Here is a 23,026-nt window from a genome sequence, read left to right as displayed (position 1 = left end):
TCAAGTTTTCTAATTTTTATAGCTTCCTTCAATCTTACTTTGCTTAACTTAAAATTCTGCCTATCTTCGAATTTGCCATCTACGCTCCTTCATATGCAACAAAGCCGAAGATACTTTAAACAATAAAACATAGCTTATTGAAGATACCGAAGCTATGGAGCGAGCAACTGCAACTACTACAACTAAATCAACAAATCTTACAATAGGAGGAACTATGAAAACGTCAAAACTGACTGGTGAATTAGTATGTGATATATATGAATTAACAAATAAAGATAGAAAGAATATTCAAAAGCTAGCAAGAGAAATAGAAGAAGGGAAAGGTATTGCTGGAAGGTTCAGAAATGGAATATTCAAAAGGTCCAGCTATAACGCAAGTACGATTCTTTTAGCAAAAATAACTTACAAGTATCAGGGTAGAGAGGAGGCATTGTCACTACTACATTATGCTATAAGTCATAAAAATAATCAAGCTGTAAAAGATCTTTTAGAAGAAGCCAAAAAACAAAAACTATTAAAGGAAGTTCTGAATGAAGAGATGACCACAAAACATTCAGATGGTCGGGAAGAAAATCATACAATACTTACAGATGCTATATCACGTAGAGACAATGACATTATGAGAGCAGTGTTAAAAATCTCTGAGGAAAATGGTATCTTGAAAGAGATTGTCAAAAAAAGAATAACGATAAAACATTCAAATGGCAAAGAAACAACTTACACTCCATTCACCTATGCTGAAGCACGTAAAAATAGTGAGGCTGTAGAAGAAATCTTAAAATTCTCCGGAGAACTTGTTAATAAGAGAGTAACCCAGCAGTCCACTGTTGTAACAGCCAAAGCTACTACAGCTAGAAGTGAAAAAGTGCTTCAAGATAATATCGTGGTACCAGTTGATGCATATGAAAATAGTAATGAAAGTAGTCTTGAAGAATCTATAGAACATAAACCATGCGAAAACAGTAATGCAATAGCTATAGAGGACAAAGATATCGCTGCTTCAATAGAAAAGCTTGATAATGCTGGAATATGCGAAAAAAATGAAACTGCTGTAACAGAAACTGACATACAAGAGCAAGATGCTTCCAACAGCCTTTCTTCTGCTGCATGTTTTGATAATGGGTCTAGCAAAGAAAATACTGCAGACAAAAAAGAAAAACCATCAATGCAACAAAGACGAGCAATCTTGGCTGGTAGTGTTGGTGCAGCATTACTAGTCAGTAGTATCATAGCTTGTGTATTGAAAATGTACGCCATAGCGGTAGTTGGCGGAATAGTTGTTGTGTGAGTTATGCGTTGTATAATGCTCTAAAGCTTGGCACAAAGCTAGAAAAAGTGGAAAGTGTCAGCCCAACTACCATTGATTTTACTTTTCAACTTCGAAATTAATATATTGATATCCTTACTATTATTAATAACAAATAAATATTTAAAAAATCTCTTGACTTCCGCCAAAATAGATGGCTTTATGCCAATACTACTAAGAAAACAGTAGTAAACATTAAAAAAAATTGAAGCGTTAATTAGTGAGGATTTTTACATGAGTAATAATAACAATAGCCGTAGAGAATTAAGCAACAATACGCTAGCACGACTACTATCAAAGACCCCTGAGCAGCTAAAACTATACTGCAAACTGTTCGATAATGAGAAAAGACAAGATCTTTATCAAAAGGTGCTTAAGGAAATGCGTGCAAATTCAGAAGTTAATCAGTTGAAGAAGTTGAACGAAATAGCTGCTGTCATAGAAGAGGCCATTGAAGAGGGAAGAAAGTGAGATTATTAATTAATATATATAAGATATTAGCATAATTATGAATGCCCTCATGAGAGAGAATGAGCAGTGCATATAGGAATTTATACGGGTTTTGCAGTTAATAAAAAAATAATGTTTGTGTCTGTAGAATGGAATAGTTTTATTAATTTAGTGAGGTTGGTATGTGTAATATCATAGAAAAGTATTTAGTAGATAAGAAAGATGTTAATGTTAAGAGTGATAAAGGAAATACGCCTTTGCATTTAGCTGTGGAAGAAGGTAATCTTGAAGCAGTTAAACATCTTATAGAGAAAGGGGCTGATATTAACGCTATTGGTCGGTACAGATGTACTCCTTTGTGTATTGCTGCAAAAAAAGGTAATTTGTATTTAACTGCATATATTCTAATTGAAGGAGCTGATTTAAACGCTCAGGATGAATGTAGTTGGACTCCGTTGTATTACGCTGTCTATTCAGGAAATATTGATGTGGTAAGATTTTTAATAGATCAGGGTGCTGATTATAATATTACTGACGGTGAAGGTTCTCCCGTATATTATGCATTTCAATATGGCCATGTTAGAATAGTCAAATATTTTGTAGAAGAAAAGGGTATTGATCCTATGACAGCAGACGAATATGGAGGTACTTTATTTGGTCAAGCTGTTGTAGGTGGTGACCTGGATACTATAGAATATCTGATAGATGAAAAAAATGTTGTTTATGACGGCAATGATCTGTTGGAAACAGCAATATTATGTAGCCACTTGGATGTTGTTGAATATTTGGTAGAGGAGAAAGGAGTTGATGTAAACTTTGTGGAAAAAAACGGCTGGACACCTTTACTTGATGCTGTTGAGCGAGATAATGTTGAAGTAGTAGAATACCTAATAGAGAAAGGAGCTTATGTCAGTGCTACAACAGAAGATGGCACCACTGGATTACATATAGCTGCTGAACATTGTAACTTTGACATGGTCAAATGTCTTGTAATAAATGGGGCAAATATAAATGCCAGAGACAAGAATGATAATACACCGCTGCGCTTGGCTATTCAAGATAGTGAATATCAAGATAAAAGGTATAAAGAGGACGTAAAGGAGTACCTTATCAGCCGTGGTGCACATATTTAGAGAAAGCAGAAACCTCTTTTACTCAGCTCTCCTATTTTACATTTCTGTGCGGTAGGAGAGTGTTCTTTAATAGAATCTTAGATAAAAGAGTATATCTTTGTCTCAAAATATTTTAAAGAGACATGACTACAGACTATGAAGTAGGGAAAAAGTTAAAATATGAGAGGGAAAGGCAAAAATATACTCAAGCAGGTCTAGGAAGTAAAGTCGGAGTATTAGAGAAGCAAATGTCCAGATATGAGCGAGGGGAAAATCCGATTTCAATCATTACATTCTGTATGATAGTAGTGGAACTAATGATTGATATGGCAAAACTACTGCCTGAATCGACGGCATCAGAGAAAGGTGAGGTAGAAAAAACATTAAATCTAGTTAGAGAATGTAAAAAATTTAGGAATCAGGAATTATGTAAGATAGCCTCTGCATTAAATAAATCTATCCAGATGGGGGAAGAAGAAGGTAAAAAAGCAGAAGTAGCAAAGAATCTACTTAAAGCGGGTATTTCTGTTGATATCATTCTCCAAACAACAGGCTTGTCTAAAGATGAACTTGAGAAACATGATAAAACAGAGGTAGTTAATTTTATAGCCTATAAAACAGGGGAAAATATGAAAGACTGGAGGCTAGCAAGAGGACGTTCTCAGGAAGATTTAGGAAATAAAGTCGGTTTAACAGGTGGTCAAATAAGACGCTACGAGCAAGGAACCCATGTCATGACAATAGGAAAACTGCTTAGCATAGCAAACGAATTATCAACGCATGCCAAAACTCTACTGCCGAAAATTAGTGAACTAATAGAAAAAGGCAATGTTGAAATTGAAAGAAGTAATGAGGGAGAAAATGGAGTACTAGATTTAGTGAGAGAGTATAATAAAATTGAGGATGAAGAAATACGTGATAAATTTTATTCATTAATTATGTCAGTATCTAAAAGAATACAGATTGATAAAGAAAAGGGTAAAAAAATAGGGGAAATAGAAGTGGCAAAGAACCTACTTAAGGTAGGTGTTCCTATTAATGTAGGCGACTGGCCTACAAAACCTTAAAGCTAGTGGCATGCTTGAAGGACCATAAATATCAAGATAATTTCCTTAGAAAATGGGAGTGTTAAATAAACTGTGTCAAACCGCATTTTTAACTCAACTCAATTTTCAGTCTGTTAGGAAAGAAAATGTCGAGCTGAGACATAGTTAATGCCCAATTAGGCAAAGCCATAGTCCATTTCTCCTCTACTTTCTTTATAGCACAATATACCTGTTTGTACAAGCTGGTAAACGAGCCCTTAGTTTTAGTGAACTTTCTGATCTGTCTGTGTAGCCCCTCTATGGGATTGGTGGTGTAAATTATCCTCCTAACTGGGTCAGAATACTTAAAGTAACCAGATAAATTTTCCCAGTTATTCTGCCAAAACCATAGGGTACTTTGTGCCCCATTTTTCACCCAATTCCAATAGATAATTCTCGGCAATTTCCCTGCTTGAAGCTTGATATACCTTCTTTAAATCGCTCAAAAAACTTTTTGCATCTTTACTAGCCACGTACTTCAGTGAGTTGCGTATCTGATGCACTATACATAGCTGTACTTCCGCATTAGGGAACACGCTGTTTATAGCTGCAGGAAAGCTTTTTAGCCCATCAACGCAGGCAATTAGAATATCTTCTACTTCTCTCTCTTTTAGATCATTTAGTACTCCCAACCAAAAGTTAGCTCCCTCACTTTCAGCCAAATAAAAGCCCAGTACTTCTTTTCTGCCATTTTGCTAATATGTTGTACATACATTTACTCACGCAATGTCCGTCCTCCTTGATCTTAAAAAACATCCCATCCATAAACACTATTGGATATACTGATTGCAGTGGACGGCTCCGCCATTCATTGATTACAGGCAGTAATTTGTCAGTAATACTTGATATCTCTGCCACCGATATTTTGTGATCATAAATTTCCTCAACATGTGACGCTATATCTCTATAGCCCATACCACTGGCAAATGTGCTCAAAATCTTCGTTTCAAGCTCTGGATGTAAGTTTGTTTGCCTTTTTTTGACTATTTGTGGTTCGAAACTTCCTTCTCTATCTCTTGGCGTCAAAAGCTCAAATGAACCTGCGCTTGTACGTAAAGTCTTTGCATTTCTCCCATTTCTTCGATTATTTTCTTCACTTTCAGCCAACAAGTGGTTTTCTATTTCACCTTCTAGACTCGCCTCCAGCAACCTTTTTATAAACGGTGTTAATGCTCCGTCCCTTCCTGTCAGCGGTCTTCCTTCTCGTATAGACGACAGGATATTTGTTTCTAATTCTTTATAATCTACCAATCCGGTAGTTCTGTTTACTACTTTCTGACTCATTGTCAAACCTCCATTTTTTTATATCAATTTATTACTTTTCTTTTCGGTTTGACACAGTTTATTTAACACTCCCTAAGTAGCATAAAGAATTTTTATTCTAGTATAAAATCGAACTTGGAACAGCTAGATTGGGGAACTAAACGTGGTATTATTAAAGCATTGATAGGACAAATTAAGATAGGTCGTGATCAGGTAGAAGTAGGATTTCAGATCGAAGAACCAGCGCAGGATGGGGGAATTCTTAATTTGTATCATTGTACTACACACCACGATAAGGGGGCTGGCGAAACTTGTCAAGTAAGTTTTTCGTTTCTATTCCCAATAAAAGTTTGTTATATGGTTATGCAAGAAGTCTATTGTTGGTTAATGTTTTATGGCTTTACGGAAAGTTTATAGCTATACAACTTATCTTAAAAGCAATATAGTGTTCACTATGCAATGAATCAAAGATAGTAAGTAAAGTCTATGAAATTTCAAATCACTACACATTTTCAACCCGCTGGAGATCAGCCGCAGGCAATCGATAGTTTAATTGCGGGGCTAAATAGCAATAAAAGAGACCAAGTTTTACTTGGGGTTACTGGTTCTGGGAAAACTTTCACTATGGCAAATGTTATAGCAAGGACAAACAGACCTGCGCTGATCATGGCACACAATAAAACCTTAGCAGCACAACTTTATGAGGAAATGAAAGGATTATTTCCCAATAATGCTGTTGGATACTTCATTTCTTATTATGATTACTATCAGCCCGAAGCTTATTTGCCGCAAACTGATACTTATATCGAAAAAGACTCTGCAATCAACGACAGAATTGACATGCTGCGTTATTCTGCCGTCTGCTCCCTCTTGGAGCGCAGGGACACGATCGTAGTTGCCAGTGTTTCTTGCATATACGGTCTTGGTTCGCCTGAAAGCTACCGCAGCATGACTATATCTTTAAGTGTTGGAGATAAAATTCATGTTAATGATTTCTTGAGTAACTTAGCTGATCTCCAATACAAGCGCTCTGATACCAAGTTTGAGAGAGGATATTTCAGAGTGCGTGGCGATATTATCGATATATTTCCTGCCTATTATGAAAATAAAGCTTGGCGTTTATCGCTGCTTGGTGATGAAATAGAAGAAATTTCTGAAATTGATGCTATAACGAGTAATATTACCAAAAGCCTAAATACAATCACCATTTTTCCAAACAGCTATCACATTACATCACGTGAGACTCTGTTGCAGACGGTTGAGCTAATCAAAAAAGAGCTGCATGAACGCTTGGATTATTACTACTTGCAAAACAAGATTGTTGAAGCAAAGCGCCTCGAGCAACGCACTAATTTTGATATTGAAATGATGAAAACAACAGGAATATGTAAAGGTATTGAAAATTATTCGCGTTATCTCTATGGAATGGAAGCTGGGGATCCACCGCCTACTTTGTTTGAATATTTACCCAAAGACGTAATTTTATTTGTTGATGAGAGTCATGTCACCGTTCCTCAGATTGGTGCAATGTACAGTGGTAATGAGGCGCGTAAAAAGAAATTGATTGACTATGGCTTCAGGCTCCCTTCCGCTTTTGATAATCGTCCATTAAAATTTGAAGAATGGGAGGAAGTTAAGCCGCAGACTATTTACATTTCAGCTACTCCCGGAAAGTATGAGTTAGCACAAACCAATAACGTATTTATAGAGCAAGTTATTCGTCCAACAGGGCTTACAGACCCAATCTGCATTGTGAAACCAATAGAGAGTCAAATTGATGATGTAATTCATGAGGCACAAGTGACAATAGGAAAGGGATTTTGTGTTTTAATCACTACACTGACAAAAAAAATGGCTGAAAATTTAGCTGAATATATGAGTGAATTAAATATGAGAGTGAGTTATTTGCATTCGGATATTGGTGCGCTGGAGAGAATAGAAATTATATGTAAATTAAGATCTAAAGAAATTGACGTTTTAGTAGGTGTTAACTTGCTTAGGGAAGGTCTTGATATTCCAGAGTGTGGTTTGGTTGCAATTTTAGATGCTGATAAAGAAGGATTTTTGCGATCAGAAACATCGCTCATTCAAACGATCGGTCGTGCTGCGCGTAATGCTGAAGGTAGAGTAATTTTGTATGCAGATAAAATCACTGGTTCTTTAGATCGTGCATTAAGAGAGACCGAAAGAAGAAGAAAAAAACAAGAAGAACATAATATATTGCACAATATTGTCCCGAAGACTATAATAAAACCTATATCGAATACTTTGCAAGAAAAAGTAGTGGCAGAGGCAAAAGTGAACACTAATAAGGATGATTTGAGAAAGCAAATGATAGAGCATGCTGAAAATTTAGAGTTTGAAGAAGCAGCAAAAATAAAAAAATTATTGTAAGGTTAAGTAATATATGATGCTATGGGCATAGTATGAAAGTGTAAACAACCTGCTGTTCTCCTTCTTATTTTAACTCATCTTTTTGAGACTTTTGACAATTTCTTAGAACTGAAGAAGGAAAGGTGTATTTTTTTATTGACTTACCTATGTATTACGGTAATCACTAAAGAATTAGTGAGTAATGGTTATAGAATATGAATGGTGGGGTACCAAGCAAGCAAGGAATTAAATGAAACTTTACTTAACATTTTAGATGATTTAGAAAGCGATAGCAATCTATTAAATAATCCCGGTAATATTCAACATATAATGTTTCTTCTAGAAGCAGGAGCTGATCGAGATACACAAAACCGACATGGAAAAACTCTGTCACATTACTTAGATAAAAGATTATCTGATATTTTAAATCAGTTAGCAAGCAATAGCAATCTATTAAATGATTCCAATAATACTCAACATATAAGGTTTCTTCTAGAAGCAGGAGCTGATCCAAATACAAAAGGCCAAGATGGAAAAACTCTGTCAGATTACTTAAATGAAAAATTATTTAACATTTTAAATGAGTTAGCAATCGATAGAAGTCTATTAGATGATTCCAATTTTACTCAACATATAATGTTTCTTCTACAAGCAGGAGCTGATCCAAATACAAAAGGCCAAGATGGAAAAACTCTGTCAGATTACTTAAATGAAAAATTATGTGACATTTTAGATCGGTTAGCAAGCAATAGCAATCTATTAAATAATTATGCTTACCATATAAAGTCTCTTCTAGAAGCAGGAGCTGATCCAAATACACGGAACCAAGATAAAAGAACTCTGTTACATTATGCTGCTAAAAATAACTGCCTTCAAGCTATAGAGCTTCTTTTAAAAAAAGGAGCTGATAAAAATATGCAAGATCAAGATGGAAAGACTCCATTTGAATATGTTACTGAACATGACTGCCTTCAAGCTATTGAGAATTGGAGATATGGTTCAGATAATTTTCGTAAAAATGAAGGGAATGCGACAGATGAAGGTTATGGCTCCGGTGACGATAATCAAACAGTTCCTACTAAAGATAAAGGGAATTTGACAAATAACTCTAGTAATTACCCTAACAAGCACAATGATGATCCAAGGCATAGCTCCGGTGACGATAATAAAACAATTTCTACTGAACCGAGTGATTGTGACCGAAAAGATGAGGATTCGAGCTGTAGTTCAAGTGATTATCTTTTTCTAGAAGACTCACTTTCGATGAAGCTAAAAATACCATTAACTACAAGTGAAAAGGAGCTAATTGATGAGTTTTGTGAGAAGATAAGAGGTATAACAGCACAAAATAAACAAGAACCTGAAGAAAATATTCTAGAAAGTATTGAGAAAATAGTAAAGGAGTACTTGAAGGAAGGAATAAGGTTAAATTCAAGTTGTAGTAATGATAATGAAAATGACAATGAAAAAGGTGATAAAGAAACTGTAACAAGTTTAATATTTAAAGAAATGGAAGGAGTTATTAGTCAGCTTCGTGTGAATCCACGTTCTTCAACCGCAATGCTTAATACACATGATTATACCGATGAAAGTGATGGCGACGAATATAAAGCTGACGAATATAAAACTTCAGACATCATCATAAAAAGGATCACAAGTAATTTGTTGTTAAAAGGTGGAATGGGAAAAAAATTTTTCTCCGGTGATACCGAGCTTACAAATAAACATTATGACTTTGATTATTTAAATGGTCTCAATAAGCAATATAAGGATAGGAAAGAAGAGCTAAAGAGTATAGCATGTGAAGGTATCGTAGGCAGAGATGGGCAAGCTAAAAAGGGGAAGCTAGAGGTAGTGGAGATAGATAATCAATATTTTTATATGAAATATTCACAAGATAGTATTATTGAGCCTATGAAAATCTTTAACAAAGCTGAAGCTTTAAAAGATAAAGCTTTAAATTTAAAAGTCGGCATACTTCAAATTGGGGAGAGTATAGTAAGAGTTGAAGGTACAAAAGATGGAAAAAGAAATTACACAGATGTCTTAAAAGGTAGCATTAAAATGTCTTTTACCACTGAGGTAGGAGAGATTAGTATTTATCTAAGTCCTAGTAAGAAAGATGGTAATAAAATAGAAGTAGAAATTGATGATGAGAGCGAAGCAAGGCTTAACAAGTTAAAAGCTGAGAAAAAAAGTTTAGGAGAAAACTGTCTTTTGGGAGAAAAAAGTGTTCTGGAAGCTATAGAAGCTAAAGGTTTTAAGAAAAATGGTAATGTACCTACAGAGTCAATCGAGATTACTAAGGATGTTCCATTTACTGATTTTACGCAAGCTTGTTCGCAGCAAATTGACACAAGTGTTAAAGGCAGATAGTGATTATTGAAATTGTGCCACACAATAATAAGCTCACTCAAAATTGTTCCGATTTGGCAGGGTTATTTTGCCGCACCAAGCGGTATGGCTTTAAGTATGAGTTTTAATGTTCCCAGAAACTCACCACAGTGGATAGTACAGTATTTACAATGGGTGAAAAAATTAACACCAGTGCTTTCAGGGTCGGGCCCAACCCTACTTAAGTGGCTAAGATATATCTAATGCAGCTTTATCTTTGCTTTCTGACAGTCTTTGTTGATACTCGTTTATCAGCCTTTCAGGCTCGTTCATTACACTCTGAATATAATATGCTGTACAATGTTATGCAAAAGAGTATAATAAAACTTATATCAAATACTTTACAAGAAAAAGTGGTGGTAGAGGCAAAAGTGAACATTAATAAGAAGGAAAGCGTATGCTGGAACTTGAAAAAGCAGCAAGAATAAAAAATATTATTGAAAGGTTAAATGGCGTATGATATAATATAGTGTAAAGATGTAAATAATTTTATTGACATCTTTACGTTAAGACTTCTTAAATATTTAGTGCTGTACAATTAAATTATTAAGTTTTATAAAGGAAGTAAAAATGGTAGAAAGCTTTTCAGGTAACAATAAAGACAGTAATTTTATTGAAGGGACAAAAATAATGGAAAATTTTTCAGATAATAACAAAAACGGTAGCTCAATCTTCCAAGGAAAAATCAGGGAGCAAGATTTCTCTGCGGAGCAGAAGCTAAACGAACTAAAAGCAGCCATAGAGGAGCTTGACAGACAAGATTTGCTCAGAAGGCTCGAGTGTGAGCGTCAGGCTTCTAGTTGTATCGATGAAATATCATCTCAAGCAGAGCTACATATCGAAGAAGGTGATGAGGGTTACTTCAATGGTGAAAGAGAAAGAGTACTTGGAGATTTCCGGAATTTCTTTGAATCTCTCTTCAACCTCTTTGAAGTAAATGTAGATGATCCGAAAATCTACCAAATGCTCAAGGAGAAGAAAGAAAAGAACCTGATTGCTGCGATAATGAAGTTTTTGCGTGATAAGCTTAAGGAGTTAATCAAGAAGATTTTTGCACGCGATTTAAGTTTCGATCAGAAGTTGGACAAGGAGATAAAAGAATTGGAAGAAAAATTATTCGGTGGTGGTTTATCTAAGGAAGAGGAAGTAGCAATACTAGAAAGATTGGAAGCGCTGAGAGGACTAAAATTAAAACTTCAGATGTTCCTGGTTGGCTGGGTTGTTACAATGTTTGCAGAGATGTTTGGAGTTGAGCTAGCAGCTATAATAGAGGCATCTACAGAAGAAACAACTAAAGCAGAAGATAAAAAAGCAGAAAAAACATCATTAAAGGAAGAAAATAAAGAAGTTTGCGAAAACGTAGAAATAAAAGTGGATGAAAGAGAAAAACCTAAAGTGCCAGTTTCCCTTTTTGACGTTTCACCAGGATTTGTAAGACCAGTCCCTCTGAGCAAACCAGAGCTTGATCTTTTACCAAAACCTATGAAAGAACTAATGCCTAAAGAGGTTATAAAGGAGGAGATCCGCGAGGAAACAAAACCAAAAGTGGAAGAAGAGAAAAAAGCGAAGCCAGAGGAACCGAAGGAAAAGGTGTGTCCACCGAACCCTACAGGGCAACCTGCAACTGGGACGGAGCAGGGGAGAAAAAAGTTTTATGGATGCAATAGTAGGTGGGACAGAAGGAAAAACCACGATGAAAATAATAATAAGCAAGCTCCAAACCAACCTACTCAAGGCTCTGTTCCTAACGGAAAAGCTTCGAACCAACCTATCCCAAAATCTATGTCTGACAGAAAGGCTTCAGAGCAATCCGTTAAAAGTTCTGTTGCTGATTGTGGATTTAGTTTTACTAACATGGGTACTTGGAATGGTGCTGAGAATGAAGGTTCTGTAAGTAATGCTCGACCACCAGGAGGATTGACTAATGATGTAAAAGTTGAGAAATGTGTAGAAGGTCAGTCAGTAGGAAAGACACCATCGAAGGGATAGCTAGTACTTAGATGACAAAAAAGGGTGTCATTAAAGTAGCTGACACTGGAATCCAGGGGCATATAGATAGGTGTCGACAGTTCGTCATTCCGCTACGTGTTAGCGGAATCTATGCTTGAGATACCGCGGCGGTATGACGTAGGGAACTTAGGGTTGCCAATGACTTGTCATTCCAGTGCGTGACACTGGAATCCAGAGTTGTAGACCAAGTGTCTTTTCTTTGTCATTCCAGTGTCCCTTTCTTGTCACTCCAGTGCGTGACACTGGAATCCAGGGGCATATAGACAGATGTCGACAGTTCGTCATTCCGCTACGTGTTAGCGGAATCTTGAAAGTTGAGTTTTATAAAAAAAGAGTGAATAAAATTTATACTAAAAAATGTAAAAAAAGTGCTTGCACTTAATTTTATTTTTAGTATATTAATTACATAATATTTTTACTTAGGAGGCAATATGCATAGCGGTAATGATAAAAAAGGTTTTGATGCTGAAAAGTGGAAACGTGAGAATCCAGGTCCAGGTGGTGGGAGATTGCTGCGAATCGAAGGAGCAAGGTTTGATGATCATCGTGATGCACTTAAGGACGTACGAGAGAAGCTACGTCAGTCTAATCAGCCTAGCAGTTCTATTAGTGGATCAAGCTCTAGTGGGGTTGGTAGCAGTAATAAAAGATAGTTGTCGTAATAAAAAAATAGGGAGGGTGTTATGCCTAATACAAGAGAAACAGTAAGAGCATTGGTTAGTGCTTTTAATGTACATAATTATGCTCGTAATACAGTTGAAACTAATTTTACGCTGCAAAGCGAGGGCAAGAAGGACTATATCGTAGTCTCATTTGAGAAGAGTATGGATACGTACCAGTGTAGAGAATATCTGGACAGTATAAAAAGGAAGATAATACGTGAATTCTACGGCATTGAGGAAAGTAATGATGCAGAAATATTGGATACAGCTAAGCTAATTTTTGATGTTAATTCTTTCCCGTTTTATATCAGTGATAGAGACTGGTCTTGGGATAAACAGCATGGGTTTAAGTTTGTAACACCTGTAGATAAAGGTGTAATTTTTAATTTGAAGTCTCATTTGGCTTCTTCACTTGAAAAGGATATTCGAGAAGATATGCAGGTTAGCAGCACAACTGTACCATTTAACAAGGAAAAGTATTTATGTCATTCTAAATTTGATAATAAAGGATTACGCAAGAAATTTGAGAGTATGTTTTTATCAAGGATGAAAGCAAGATATGAAAATGTTCCTAAGAACCCTCTGAAGGTTGAAGGCAATAGTGTATACATCGAGGACGTTTTTGATGACGCTCGTTTTATTGATAGTGTAACACGGTATAAGGCATGGCTTACAGGTATGGACCTTGGAGTTGGCAATGATGTTGATCATAGTGTGAAGTCATTTAAAAATATGATAATAAGATCTACTTATTCGGTGACAAAAGTGATGATAGATGGTTTTATACTTGCTCCTCCTTTAGGTAGGAAAGACGCCTCAGTTCTTGTGCCTGTTATACTAGATGATAAAGGAGCTAGATTATTAACACACGAAGAAGCTCTTAAACTAAATTATGCATTTAATAATGTTGTACTTGATGATGTTAGTGATAAAGTTCAAGCAGAAATATCAGTAAATGGAAGCAATGTAGTGTATGGCATAGACTTTTCTAATAAAGAAATTTCTCACTGTGTGATAACCAAAATAATAGAAAGCTCTGTAATCAACAAAGACCATGAACTGTCCATTGACCATGAGCTTCATTTTCGAGCATTGTCGCCTGCACATTCGCCAGTGGAAGTGCCTAATAGATATCTAAATGAGGCACAATCGACACAATGGGGGCCTCCCACGCGGAGTCCTGATGGAGCATTAGAGGATTCTCCCAGGCAAGGATCAGAAAAGTTGCCGCTGCATAATCCTGTAAATTTAGCTGGAACGAGTAAAGGATCTTGGTCATCGCCGCAGCTGAATTCTATTGCAGTTAGTCAGCGTACAGGGAAATGTGTAAGTGCTGCTCAAAATGTGCAAGCAAGTACTAGTGCTTGGTCTCAGCCAATAGGCTTTTGGTCATCACCGGCTCCAAGTGCAGAACCCTCGTTATGGCAACCGAGTAGACCTTTATCAAGGAAAGGTGCTAATGAAAGTGGATCAGCATGGACTAGTCAGCCAATAGGCTTTTGGTCATCACCGGCTTCAAGTGCAGGATTCTCGTCATGGTCACAGAGTGGACCTTCATCATGGAAAGGTGCTAATCCAGTAGGGGCTAACCCTTGTTTATCACAAGGCACGTCCGAAAATAAAAAGAGTGAATCTCCGAAGAAACATTGGAGTAGAGCTATCCCAAACGAGATATTATCATTTTTAAAGCGAAATAACAAAGAACGTAATTCGATATCTTCAAGTAGAAGTACTCCTGCAATTTCTGTAACTAAAAAACCACCTCTTTCTGAACGATCTGCCTCAGAAAGAAAAGCAAAAAGTAATCCACCCTCAAAAGTGACTTCTCCTACGCATGAAGGTGTGCCAGGTGGACTAAAGTTGCAACAATGTCTTACTTCTGGTCAGAGTAAGGAGCTATACAAAGTTCTTTCTCCTGAGATGAAGAAGAAGCTAGACTCCGGTTCTTTGCCTCTTGGGTACGAGAAGTTACTATACTTACTTTATGTTGATAAGAGAGAGCTGCGCTTACTTCTTTCTGAGCCTAAGGCAAAAGAGCAAATGTGCTCAGTTCTTCCTCTTCCTCCTGAGAAGATGGAGCAAGTACAATCAAGTTCTCCTGAGGAGGTATTAAGCTTACTTCACACGTTCTTTAGTAATCAAAAAATTAGTGATAACTTTCTTATAAGTTCTAGGGTAGATTCTCCTAATATCAAGAAACACTTGCAAGAAGAAAAAGAAGTTTTTATATAAGCGGTTTGTACCTAATCCACTGCTCTCAGCCACCTAAGCGTTTTATTAGGGTTAGGGCCAAAGTCCCTGACCCTAAAGGCGCTGGTGTTAATTTTTCTCATCCATTGTAAATATTGTACCGTACTGTCCACCTGATCGTCATAATGGGCTTCCGGAAAGATTAAAATCTCATACTCAAAATCATTGAGCCATACCGCTTGCTGTGGCAGAAAAACCCTGCCAGACTCTATCACCGGAACAATTTGATAAAATCGAGTGAGTTTGTCATTGTGTGGCACAATTTCAATAATGGGTAGATCGCTATTTGCCTTTAGCTCTTGTGTTAATTGTTGACCACTCGTTTTTGCTTCAATCAAAATTGCATGTGGTGCCCATCTTGCAGCTAGTGACAGAACTTGCTCTTTAAGCTTTGGATACTCAAGCTTTGCTCGATATACATCAAGTAAATAGAATTTATTATCTATTTTTGCCCAGGTGGTGCAGACGCTAAAGTCGCTGGAATCGTTTGTTGAAACTGCAGTGTCCCAGCTTTGAGTTACATGTGAGGGATTATCAGGGAAATTTTTATAGCGCTTTAGCCACTCTTGTTTAATTATATCGCTTGAAAGTGGCAGGGGGTTTTGTTGATATTGAGCAGCAAAAGCGTAACTCCCGAGTTCAACTTTTATCATCTCAACTTCTTCTCTTCCTCCCTCCAGGGGATATAATAACTCATTCTCTTCTCTTGAATATAAACCTTTTTCTTGTGTCGTAATTGAGTCGATTATCTCCACTTTTTCAGAAATCATTGGCAAACAAATGTGATGCCATATGTTTTTTGGCTTGGATAAGAGGTGCCCAGTTAAGTCTTCCAGGTGCAGCCTGTGCATAACAAGCACAATTACTCCTTTTTTCCTATCGTTGAGCCTGGTTACCAAAGTCTGATCGAACCAGTTTGTGGCACGCTTTCTAAACGTTTCACTCAAAGCTTGGGCAGGGTTAAGCGGATCATCCACAATAATAAAATCACCACCTTCACCTGTTAACGTCCCTCCAACTGATGTTGCGATTCTAAATCCTCTCTGCACTGTTTGGAATTTATATTTAGTGTTCTGGTCTTTGGATAATTTTACCTCTGGAAACAGCTCTTTATACCAATCAGATTGCATTATGCACCTGGTATCAAGCGAGTGCTTTTCGCTGAGCAGCCGAGAATAACTTGCAACTATTATTCTTGCAGATGGCTGATTTCCCAGTATCCATGCGGGCCACGCAACACTTACACATATGGACTTCATTGAACGCGGAGGCATATTGAATATTATTCGTCTCACTTCACCAATGCTCGCTGCTTCCAGCCTGTCTGCTATGACTTTTATGTACTGATAATCATTATACTCACATCCCGGCACCACCGTTTGAAAGCACAGTTCAATGAATTTTAGAAAATTTATATTATCCATATGTGTATTTTAGTGAATAGAATGTAGACTTTAATATTTTTGATTTGTCTTATAAGATTGAGGTGTTACAATGGCAGGCTTACAATGCTGCTAATTTAGTAAATAACCTACGAGTGCTATTTCTTCAACTTTATCGAAGTAAAGAATTGATTTCCATTGCGGTAAATAAGCAACATTATTGAATCTTTACCGTTTTTCTTTACTGCTGAATCAACTTGTTTTTGAAAATCATTAGTATTTTCTATATCGGTTCCATCTAATTGGATAATAATGTCTCCTTTTTTAATACCACGCAGCGTGGCATTACTGTTACTATCTACATTGGTAACTATCACACCTTTTGTAGGTACATCATTTTTACTTTCTTTTGATTCTTTTGGCAGATTTGAAACAGTTAAACCTGTTACATAATCAGATGTTGATTTATTTTCTTCTTGATTGTTATCTTGGCCATCATTTGTAGATTCTCCGACCACAACTTTAATATTAACCTCTTTGCTCTTTCTAAGCAACTTAACTTGCACTTTTTTCTCAGGTCCAGCTCTTGAAACCATTTGAGGTAATTGTGTCATTCTATCGATTTTTTTACCGTCAAATTCTAATAATATATCACCTACTTTAATCCCACCTTTTTCTGCAGGACTATCCTTTACTATACTTGCAACCAATGCGCCTTTTATATCTTTTAAACCCAAGGACTCAGCGAATTCTTTCGTTATAGGCTGCACTTGCACACCGAGCCAACCATGTTTTATTTTTTTGCCACTTTTTAATGTGTCAATAATTGACATAGCTAAATTAGATGGTATGGCAAAACCTATACCCACGTTGCCGCCAGACTCAGATGGGGAATAGATAGCGGTGTTAATGCCTATAACTTTTCCATTTAAATCAAATAATGGCCCTCCAGAGTTGCCTCTATTAATTGCAGCATCAGTTTGGATAAATTCATTCATAGTGCCGATACTAATGTCTCTGGACCTTGCAGATATAATTCCTGTGCTTACAGAACCACCCAAACCAAATGGGTTACCTATTGCAATAACTGTATCGCCAACCCTTGCTGTATCAGAATTGCCAAATGCAACAAAAGGAAGATCTTTATTAGAATGAACCTTAAGCACAGCAAGATCAGTCCTTGCATCATAGCCTAAAACTTCTGCTTTGAAATAAGTATTATCGTTCATAGTAACTGTGATATCTTGGGCGTTTTTAATAACGTGATAATTGGTTACTATAGTTCCACCTTTATCTATAATAAACCCAGAACCAAGCAACACCACCTCTCTGTTAACACTAGGGCCCCTATCCATAAAAAACTGATCAAAATGCTCAAAAAATTCTCTAAAATCATCAAAGAAATTATTTCTTGGCATAAAAGGGATTTTAGTTCTATTGTTACTTTCTTGTTTGATTATTTGTTCGCTTGAAATATTTACAACCGCAGGAATGAGTTCTTCCACTAAATCGGCAAGTCCTTGATTACAGTTACATCCAGTAGTGCTAGCATCAACGACCTTTTTTGCATTCCAATCAAACATATTAGCATACGAAGAAAACGCAATTAGAAAATATGCAAATATAGATAAAATAAATGCCTTACTTTTCATAGACTATTTCCATCCCTTATTTAAAATATCTAAAAAGTTATTGTTTGGTGAAAGTACAAATTTAGTATTATTTTCGACAAATGATTTACTGTAAGCGCTCATAGAGCGATAAAAGTTAAAAAACTCTTCATCAACCTTAAATGCCTCATTATAAATTCTAGTTGCTTCAGCATAACCACGGCCCCTTATTTCATATGATTCTTTTACTGCACTGGAGATAATTTCCCTTTTTAATTTATCAGCTTTTGATCTAACTTCCTGCCCAGCTTGCTCTCCTTCTGCTCTAATTTCTTTTGCTTCTTTTTCCCTTTCAGTTTGCATACGGCGAAATATTGCAGAACTATTTTCTTCTGGTAAATCTGCTCTCTTAATTCTTACGTCTATTATTTCTATGCCAAATTTTTCAGCTTCAGAATAAACTCCACGCTGAATCAATTGCATAACCTCTGATCTTTTTTCGTTCAACAAACTAATCAACGAAAATCTGCCTATATTTTCTCTTATGTGTGCTTCTATAACCGGATACAATCTTCTAACCAGCCCTGATTCATTCCTCACAGCCTGGTAAAAAGTAACAGGATTTGTTATTTTATATTTTGCATACGCATCTACTATAATACGTTTTTGATCCGCTGTTATCACTTCCCTTGGGATCTTATCAGGACTTAAATCTAAAACTCTTTTATCAAGAAACTCTACACTATTTATGAATGGTAACTTAAAATATAAGCCACTTTCCCTAACATCTCTTACAACTTTACCGAGTTGTATAACTATCGCTTGCTTTGTTTCTTGCACAACAAATATTGAATTAAATAAAACAATCAATAAAACAACAAATACAGAAACAAAAACAAATTTAATATTACTACTCATGGTTATTTCCCTAAATTTGTAAGAGGTAAATAAGAAAACATACCTTTCAGATCATCAGTTACAACAACTTTGTCTACCTTACTGAAAATATTTTCCATAGTTTCAAGATAAATACGATTCTTAACGAGAGAAGGATTCTGTCTATATTCCTCATAAAGAGATAAAAAGCGATTTGCATTACCTTTTGCTTCATTTATTACTTCATTCTCATATGCCTCTGCATCTAATTTTATCTTTATCGCTTCACCCTTTGCTCGAGGTATAATATCGTTATTATAAGCATATGCTTCGTTTATAGTACGCTCTTTGTCTGCACGAGCACTTTGTACATCTCTAAACGAACTGATTACTTTTTCTGGTGGATCAATTTTTTTCATTTGAACAGATAAAATCTCTATGCCCATTTGGTATCCATCAAGAATCTGCTGCAATAGAATTCTAGTATCTCTAGAAATTTCTGGTCTGCCTTGACCAAGTGCAAAAGAGATCGTGTTTTTACCTATTATTTCTCTCATGGCACTTTCAGCAGCATTTTTAACACTGAAACCGGGTTTGTAATCCCGCACTTTGAATAAATAGTCCTTAGCATCTCTAACGCGCCACTGAACCTCGAAGTTAACGTTGACTATATTTTCATCTCCAGTTAGCATCACACCTTCACCGCGATCTGTATCTCGCCCATAAGAACTACTTACCCCAATTTCTTCACGATTTACTTCCTTAACGTTCACTTTAAAAACCTTGCCAATAGGGTAGGGGAAGTGATAACGCAAACCAGGTGTTTCTGTATTAGAATATTTACCAAAGGTAAGTTCTATACTTTCCTCACTAGGATGGACAATATAAAAGCCAGTGCAAGCATAGAACAGCAAAATAATAAAAATGATGAAATAAGGTTTTTTGCCCCTGTTTCTGGTTAATCCATTAAGAAAGAACCTTACATCAGATACAGCTTTACTTAAAATATCTTCATTATTAGGAGTTTTGTTCCCTACCGGTTTCTTTCCCAGATTCCAAGGATTATTCTCATCAAACATAATGATTGATTCTATAATTAATACGCTAATATTACTTCTTTAATAAGAAAATGCAAACATAAATTGCTATTTTATTTACAAATTAATCATCAGGATGGAAAACATGATCGTACACTTCCTTTTCTCTATATAGTATGGTCGACTCTACAGAATTTTCTGGCTTTTTTTTGAATTCTTTATTGTCACTCTTTAAGTGCACTACGTCTTCGTGAAAATGGGAATTATACCTAAATAGTAAAGCTATTATTATTAAAGTTATAACAGCCAAAAAGATGAGTGCCCTTTTTATGCACCTCATAAATACTCCGGCTTCTTGACCTAATTTTCCACACTATCAAAAAACACGTCAAGCGAAATTATTTGAAGACAAATGAATACTGGCAGCCAAATTAACACTAACTTAAGAATCGAGGGTGTACAATATAATATATTTAATTAATAGTGAGGTTTAAAATGTTAGCCAGTAAACAAACAAATTCAAGTTCTGTTAAAAAAAATTCCACTTTCATGGAAACTGTGCAGGATAAACTAAAAGATATAAAAAATTTCTCTAACTGGTCTGCAAAAGAGCAAATGATTGCAGTAGGTGCAGTAGGTGTGATGGTTGGTGCATTACTTCCATTTGTGGCAGTTGCTTTACCGGTTGCTGCAACAGGTGCAATAGTTGCCCTTACTCTATTTTTTGCTTATAAAGCAGTTGAATACACATTCAAAGGGCTCAAATGGTCAGCAGAAAAGACAGTTGATGGGGCGAAAAATCTTTACGAAACAGCTAAAGGTGGTGCTGTGCATGCTAGAGATAAGGTGGGAGAAGGTGTAGATTCACTGAAAAAACGCTTTAAGGAAAGGGATAGAGTTGTATTTTACAATCATGCTAAGGAAGGTGATGCTATAGAAAAAATGACAAAGTTTCCTGAGGAAGATCGCAAGAAAGCTGGTGAAATAAAGCACGAACTAAAAGCGATTTTTGCTGATAAAGGAGATAATTCTAAGTTAGTAAAAAATATACTTTCTGAAATATCGTTAAAAATTGATTTAAAAATAGCAGAGGAGGCAAAATCAGAATCGATAGAGCATACTCCTAAGTGGCAAGTACAAAAAAACTTCATTAAGCATTTGGATGAAAAAGATTTGCGTGTCTTGATAAAACAGAAAGCATTGCCTAGCGATGTTTATTTCATTGACCGTGTTTTCTCTGAACATTACGATGAAATTAAGAGGATTGTTAAAGAGTGCAAAACAGAGCATAAACTTTCTAACTCTATGGAGAACCTTAATAAAGTAGCAGGAAAGTATGGGACACTCAGAGATTCTATACAATTTGGAGGGAGTAACGTAGAAAAACAACTTCACGAACCTTTTAGTTCTGATCTTGGGGTGCTTGACAAAACTGCAACAATAGGACAAAAACCTTCTGGTAAGCAGTCTATTCCAGTTGCTCCACCAAAAGTACCTGAAAGTCCAACCTTAGAGGATGAATGGTCAAAGTTTGTTGATCAGCGGGCGAAAAAACATGTGCTTTCTACACCCAAATCAACCAGAAGCAATTCACTGGATGAGGGAACTCTAACTCGCAGTAATTCTTCTGATAGTGGAATGGGTTCTGGTTCTTCTACGCCAACAAGAAAACAAGTTCTTCCTTTAAAAGAAGAATTTGACAGAGAACGCGAAGAAAAGTTGGCAAAACGACGCGCATCTCTAGATCAACCTAGTGCAGAACCTGTCAACTCAAGAGCTACAGCAACTCCAGGAACAGTGTAATAAGTAAAACTTCTACCTTCTCCAAAAGGATGTTACTCGTTGAGTAACATCCTTTTTTTGTTTTTAAACTATAGAAAAATCCTAGATCCCAGCGGTACGCGTACAACCGTATGAACATTGTGATTTCTCTGCTAGGAAAGGTGTCATCCCAGTGCTTGACTACTTGGATCCAGGAAAGTTTGCTTGTTTACAAGTAAACTAGCATAGAAAGTGGTTACAACGTTTTCGATGAGATTATATGGAAAACTGGATTCCAGTGTCAAGCACTGGAATGACATCACAGGGGCACTGGGATGACACCTTTACGTTTGAGGCAAACTAGCTATAACACTTAACATACTACCTTTGCAAACAAATGTTCATACAGTACGCGCTGGCGTTATTTTCTCTTGATGAATAAACCTGAGTGGAGTATAGTAGCAATGCGTTTATATAGATTCTAATGAATAATTTAGTTTTCAACTTTTTCAAATTTAAATGAGGCTAAAACTATTTCTGAAGAATTGTTAAACGAGAAGTTAATTGTATGTGTAACTGAAGTAAATTCTCTGTATTTATGGAAGGGTGAAATTAACAGTGGTTGTGAAGTAGTGGCAATTATGAAGAGCAGGAATGATCAAGTTGATAAAATTGTAGAAAAAATCGAAGCAATGCATTCTTATGATCAGCCAGCTATTGCTGTGATGCCCATAGAAAAAGCAAATAAATCTTTTACTAATTGGGCTAATAGTGTTATTGATGTAAGTAGTATTGGGGTGTAGCCAAGTGGTAAGGCAGCGGTTTTTGATACCGCCACGCGAAGGTTCGAATCCTTCCACCCCAGCCATGTTGAAGTGGGTGTGAAATGATATCACTTTTCTATAGATTAAGATTATTGAATTATATATTAGGTAGTCTAAAAGATATAATTGTGAAACTGTTTCTCTTCACAATGTATCTTTACACATCCAGCATTGTGCTCATGTTTCTCAGCAATGGTTTTTGGTATGCTGTAGAATTTGGCTCTTTCAAAAATGCGTTTTACCATTTATTTCAATATTGCAAGTGGTATTATGAAAATAGGGAAGATCTCGGTTACGGAATTTCTATTCGAATATTAGTGGCGTTTCTTACTCCGCATTTTCTCTATAAATTATTACTTAGCACAGGCTGGAAGTCCTTTTTAAAGGAAAAGATACTCAAGTTCATAATCACAAGAAGAAAAAAGGGTAGTGAGTTCAGTAACAGTAGTAAACCAAGTGGCAGTAGTTATAGTGATAAGAATAATTACAGCAATAACAGTGAGCATCACGCTCAAGATGCAAAGCGGAAAGTAAACATGATAAAGCAGCTATTAATCAAAGATATAGAGGAAACTATAGATAGGAGATTGAATGATATTTTTTTCGGTAAAAGGAGTAAACCTCATTGAAA

General features: G+C 36.2%; 20 protein-coding genes, 1 tRNA gene and 1 pseudogene. 15 read left to right on the top strand and 7 right to left on the bottom strand.

All coding sequences use genetic code 11. The features are described 5' to 3' along the window. Positions 1–154 precede the first annotated feature (154 nt). From ABWU58_RS06720 to ABWU58_RS06705, 4 genes are all read left to right on the top strand, one after another. On the top strand, positions 155–1,288 hold the full coding sequence (locus ABWU58_RS06720; protein WP_353282988.1) for a hypothetical protein: 1,134 nt from the start codon (positions 155–157) through the stop codon (positions 1,286–1,288). A 252-nt stretch (positions 1,289–1,540) separates the two neighbouring features. Continuing rightward, positions 1,541–1,777: a hypothetical protein gene (locus ABWU58_RS06715; protein WP_353282987.1), complete on the top strand. Its 237-nt coding sequence runs from the start codon at positions 1,541–1,543 to the stop codon at positions 1,775–1,777. 161 nt (positions 1,778–1,938) lie between these two features. Then, positions 1,939–2,889: an ankyrin repeat domain-containing protein gene (locus tag ABWU58_RS06710; protein WP_353282986.1), complete on the top strand. Its 951-nt coding sequence runs from the start codon at positions 1,939–1,941 to the stop codon at positions 2,887–2,889. Positions 2,890–3,011: 122 nt separating this feature from the next. Then, on the top strand, positions 3,012–3,935 hold the full coding sequence (locus ABWU58_RS06705; protein ID WP_353282985.1) for a helix-turn-helix domain-containing protein: 924 nt from the start codon (positions 3,012–3,014) through the stop codon (positions 3,933–3,935). Positions 3,936–4,023: 88 nt separating this feature from the next. Here the strand turns inward: ABWU58_RS06705 and ABWU58_RS06700 are convergent. Next, a pseudogene (locus ABWU58_RS06700) lies at positions 4,024–5,237 on the bottom strand (IS256 family transposase). A gap of 114 nt (positions 5,238–5,351) precedes the next feature. Here ABWU58_RS06700 and ABWU58_RS06695 point away from each other — a divergent pair. The 5 genes from ABWU58_RS06695 to ABWU58_RS06675 all read left to right on the top strand — a co-directional run bounded on the left by ABWU58_RS06695 (position 5,352) and on the right by ABWU58_RS06675 (position 11,972). Beyond that, complete coding sequence (locus ABWU58_RS06695; RefSeq protein ID WP_353282984.1) at positions 5,352–5,633, top strand: hypothetical protein; 282 nt, start codon at positions 5,352–5,354, stop codon at positions 5,631–5,633. 69 nt (positions 5,634–5,702) lie between these two features. Then, positions 5,703–7,610, top strand: coding sequence for an excinuclease ABC subunit UvrB (gene uvrB / locus ABWU58_RS06690; protein WP_353282983.1), 1,908 nt, complete (start codon positions 5,703–5,705; stop codon positions 7,608–7,610). Between the two features lie 198 nt (positions 7,611–7,808). Continuing rightward, complete coding sequence (locus ABWU58_RS06685; RefSeq protein ID WP_353282982.1) at positions 7,809–9,965, top strand: ankyrin repeat domain-containing protein; 2,157 nt, start codon at positions 7,809–7,811, stop codon at positions 9,963–9,965. A 323-nt stretch (positions 9,966–10,288) separates the two neighbouring features. Beyond that, positions 10,289–10,411, top strand: coding sequence for a hypothetical protein (locus ABWU58_RS06680; RefSeq protein ID WP_353282981.1), 123 nt, complete (start codon positions 10,289–10,291; stop codon positions 10,409–10,411). 142 nt (positions 10,412–10,553) lie between these two features. Next, on the top strand, positions 10,554–11,972 hold the full coding sequence (locus ABWU58_RS06675) for a hypothetical protein (protein WP_353282980.1): 1,419 nt from the start codon (positions 10,554–10,556) through the stop codon (positions 11,970–11,972). Between the two features lie 147 nt (positions 11,973–12,119). On the opposite strand, the gene ABWU58_RS06670 is transcribed toward ABWU58_RS06675, so the two are convergent. Next, positions 12,120–12,278 carry a hypothetical protein gene (locus ABWU58_RS06670; RefSeq protein WP_353282979.1) on the bottom strand — a complete coding sequence of 53 codons (159 nt, stop codon included), beginning with the start codon at positions 12,276–12,278 and terminating at the stop codon, positions 12,120–12,122. Between the two features lie 146 nt (positions 12,279–12,424). On the opposite strand from ABWU58_RS06670, the gene ABWU58_RS06665 reads away from it, so the two are divergent. Further along, a complete protein-coding gene (locus ABWU58_RS06665; RefSeq protein ID WP_264329650.1) occupies positions 12,425–12,646 on the top strand; it encodes a hypothetical protein in 222 nt (73 codons plus the stop codon). Positions 12,647–12,676: 30 nt separating this feature from the next. Continuing rightward, on the top strand, positions 12,677–14,887 hold the full coding sequence (locus ABWU58_RS06660; RefSeq protein ID WP_353282978.1) for a hypothetical protein: 2,211 nt from the start codon (positions 12,677–12,679) through the stop codon (positions 14,885–14,887). An 11-nt stretch (positions 14,888–14,898) separates the two neighbouring features. Here the strand turns inward: ABWU58_RS06660 and terL are convergent, their stop codons facing one another. The 5 genes from terL to ABWU58_RS06635 all read right to left on the bottom strand — a co-directional run bounded on the left by terL (position 14,899) and on the right by ABWU58_RS06635 (position 20,150). Beyond that, positions 14,899–16,329, bottom strand: coding sequence for a phage terminase large subunit (gene terL, locus ABWU58_RS06655; protein WP_353282977.1), 1,431 nt, complete (start codon positions 16,327–16,329; stop codon positions 14,899–14,901). A gap of 116 nt (positions 16,330–16,445) precedes the next feature. After that, positions 16,446–17,939, bottom strand: a complete 1,494-nt coding sequence (locus tag ABWU58_RS06650) for a DegQ family serine endoprotease (RefSeq protein ID WP_353282976.1) — start codon at positions 17,937–17,939, stop codon at positions 16,446–16,448. A gap of 3 nt (positions 17,940–17,942) precedes the next feature. Further along, the gene (hflC, locus tag ABWU58_RS06645; RefSeq protein ID WP_353282975.1) at positions 17,943–18,815 is read right to left on the bottom strand and encodes a protease modulator HflC; all 873 of its coding nucleotides are present in this window, start codon (positions 18,813–18,815) and stop codon (positions 17,943–17,945) included. Positions 18,816–18,817: 2 nt separating this feature from the next. Next, positions 18,818–19,852: an FtsH protease activity modulator HflK gene (gene hflK / locus ABWU58_RS06640; RefSeq protein WP_353282974.1), complete on the bottom strand. Its 1,035-nt coding sequence runs from the start codon at positions 19,850–19,852 to the stop codon at positions 18,818–18,820. An 82-nt stretch (positions 19,853–19,934) separates the two neighbouring features. Further along, positions 19,935–20,150: a hypothetical protein gene (locus ABWU58_RS06635; RefSeq protein WP_353282973.1), complete on the bottom strand. Its 216-nt coding sequence runs from the start codon at positions 20,148–20,150 to the stop codon at positions 19,935–19,937. A 155-nt stretch (positions 20,151–20,305) separates the two neighbouring features. Here ABWU58_RS06635 and ABWU58_RS06630 point away from each other — a divergent pair, with 155 nt between their 5' ends. From ABWU58_RS06630 to ABWU58_RS06615, 4 genes are all read left to right on the top strand, one after another. Next, the gene (locus tag ABWU58_RS06630) at positions 20,306–21,613 is read left to right on the top strand and encodes a hypothetical protein (RefSeq protein WP_353282972.1); all 1,308 of its coding nucleotides are present in this window, start codon (positions 20,306–20,308) and stop codon (positions 21,611–21,613) included. Between the two features lie 491 nt (positions 21,614–22,104). Continuing rightward, entirely contained in the window at positions 22,105–22,374 is a 270-nt protein-coding gene (gene cutA / locus ABWU58_RS06625; RefSeq protein ID WP_395460184.1) for a divalent-cation tolerance protein CutA, read from the top strand. After that, positions 22,365–22,439 (top strand) — tRNA-Gln (locus ABWU58_RS06620). The genes cutA and ABWU58_RS06620 overlap by 10 nt, the downstream gene beginning before the upstream one ends. A 135-nt stretch (positions 22,440–22,574) precedes the next feature. Continuing rightward, positions 22,575–23,024: a hypothetical protein gene (locus tag ABWU58_RS06615; protein WP_353282971.1), complete on the top strand. Its 450-nt coding sequence runs from the start codon at positions 22,575–22,577 to the stop codon at positions 23,022–23,024. Positions 23,025–23,026 lie beyond the last annotated feature (2 nt).

This window comes from Wolbachia endosymbiont (group A) of Pogonocherus hispidulus (assembly GCF_964028195.1).
In the GTDB taxonomy this organism is placed as follows: Bacteria; Pseudomonadota; Alphaproteobacteria; order Rickettsiales; family Anaplasmataceae; genus Wolbachia.
This window is presented reverse-complemented; position numbering and strand designations above follow the sequence as displayed.

Coding starts and splice junctions, on each gene's coding strand:
- ABWU58_RS06720 (WP_353282988.1), top strand. CDS start 155: ATGGAGCGAGCAACTGCAACTACTACAACTAAATCAACAAATCTTACA.
- ABWU58_RS06715 (WP_353282987.1), top strand. CDS start 1,541: ATGAGTAATAATAACAATAGCCGTAGAGAATTAAGCAACAATACGCTA.
- ABWU58_RS06710 (WP_353282986.1), top strand. CDS start 1,939: ATGTGTAATATCATAGAAAAGTATTTAGTAGATAAGAAAGATGTTAAT.
- ABWU58_RS06705 (WP_353282985.1), top strand. CDS start 3,012: ATGACTACAGACTATGAAGTAGGGAAAAAGTTAAAATATGAGAGGGAA.
- uvrB (WP_353282983.1), top strand. CDS start 5,703: ATGAAATTTCAAATCACTACACATTTTCAACCCGCTGGAGATCAGCCG.
- ABWU58_RS06685 (WP_353282982.1), top strand. CDS start 7,809: ATGGTGGGGTACCAAGCAAGCAAGGAATTAAATGAAACTTTACTTAAC.
- ABWU58_RS06680 (WP_353282981.1), top strand. CDS start 10,289: ATGCAAAAGAGTATAATAAAACTTATATCAAATACTTTACAAGAAAAA.
- ABWU58_RS06675 (WP_353282980.1), top strand. CDS start 10,554: ATGGTAGAAAGCTTTTCAGGTAACAATAAAGACAGTAATTTTATTGAA.
- ABWU58_RS06670 (WP_353282979.1), bottom strand. CDS start 12,278: ATGACGAACTGTCGACATCTGTCTATATGCCCCTGGATTCCAGTGTCA.
- ABWU58_RS06665 (WP_264329650.1), top strand. CDS start 12,425: ATGCATAGCGGTAATGATAAAAAAGGTTTTGATGCTGAAAAGTGGAAA.
- ABWU58_RS06660 (WP_353282978.1), top strand. CDS start 12,677: ATGCCTAATACAAGAGAAACAGTAAGAGCATTGGTTAGTGCTTTTAAT.
- terL (WP_353282977.1), bottom strand. CDS start 16,329: ATGGATAATATAAATTTTCTAAAATTCATTGAACTGTGCTTTCAAACG.
- ABWU58_RS06650 (WP_353282976.1), bottom strand. CDS start 17,939: ATGAAAAGTAAGGCATTTATTTTATCTATATTTGCATATTTTCTAATT.
- hflC (WP_353282975.1), bottom strand. CDS start 18,815: ATGAGTAGTAATATTAAATTTGTTTTTGTTTCTGTATTTGTTGTTTTA.
- hflK (WP_353282974.1), bottom strand. CDS start 19,852: ATGTTTGATGAGAATAATCCTTGGAATCTGGGAAAGAAACCGGTAGGG.
- ABWU58_RS06635 (WP_353282973.1), bottom strand. CDS start 20,150: ATGAGGTGCATAAAAAGGGCACTCATCTTTTTGGCTGTTATAACTTTA.
- ABWU58_RS06630 (WP_353282972.1), top strand. CDS start 20,306: ATGTTAGCCAGTAAACAAACAAATTCAAGTTCTGTTAAAAAAAATTCC.
- ABWU58_RS06615 (WP_353282971.1), top strand. CDS start 22,575: ATGTTTCTCAGCAATGGTTTTTGGTATGCTGTAGAATTTGGCTCTTTC.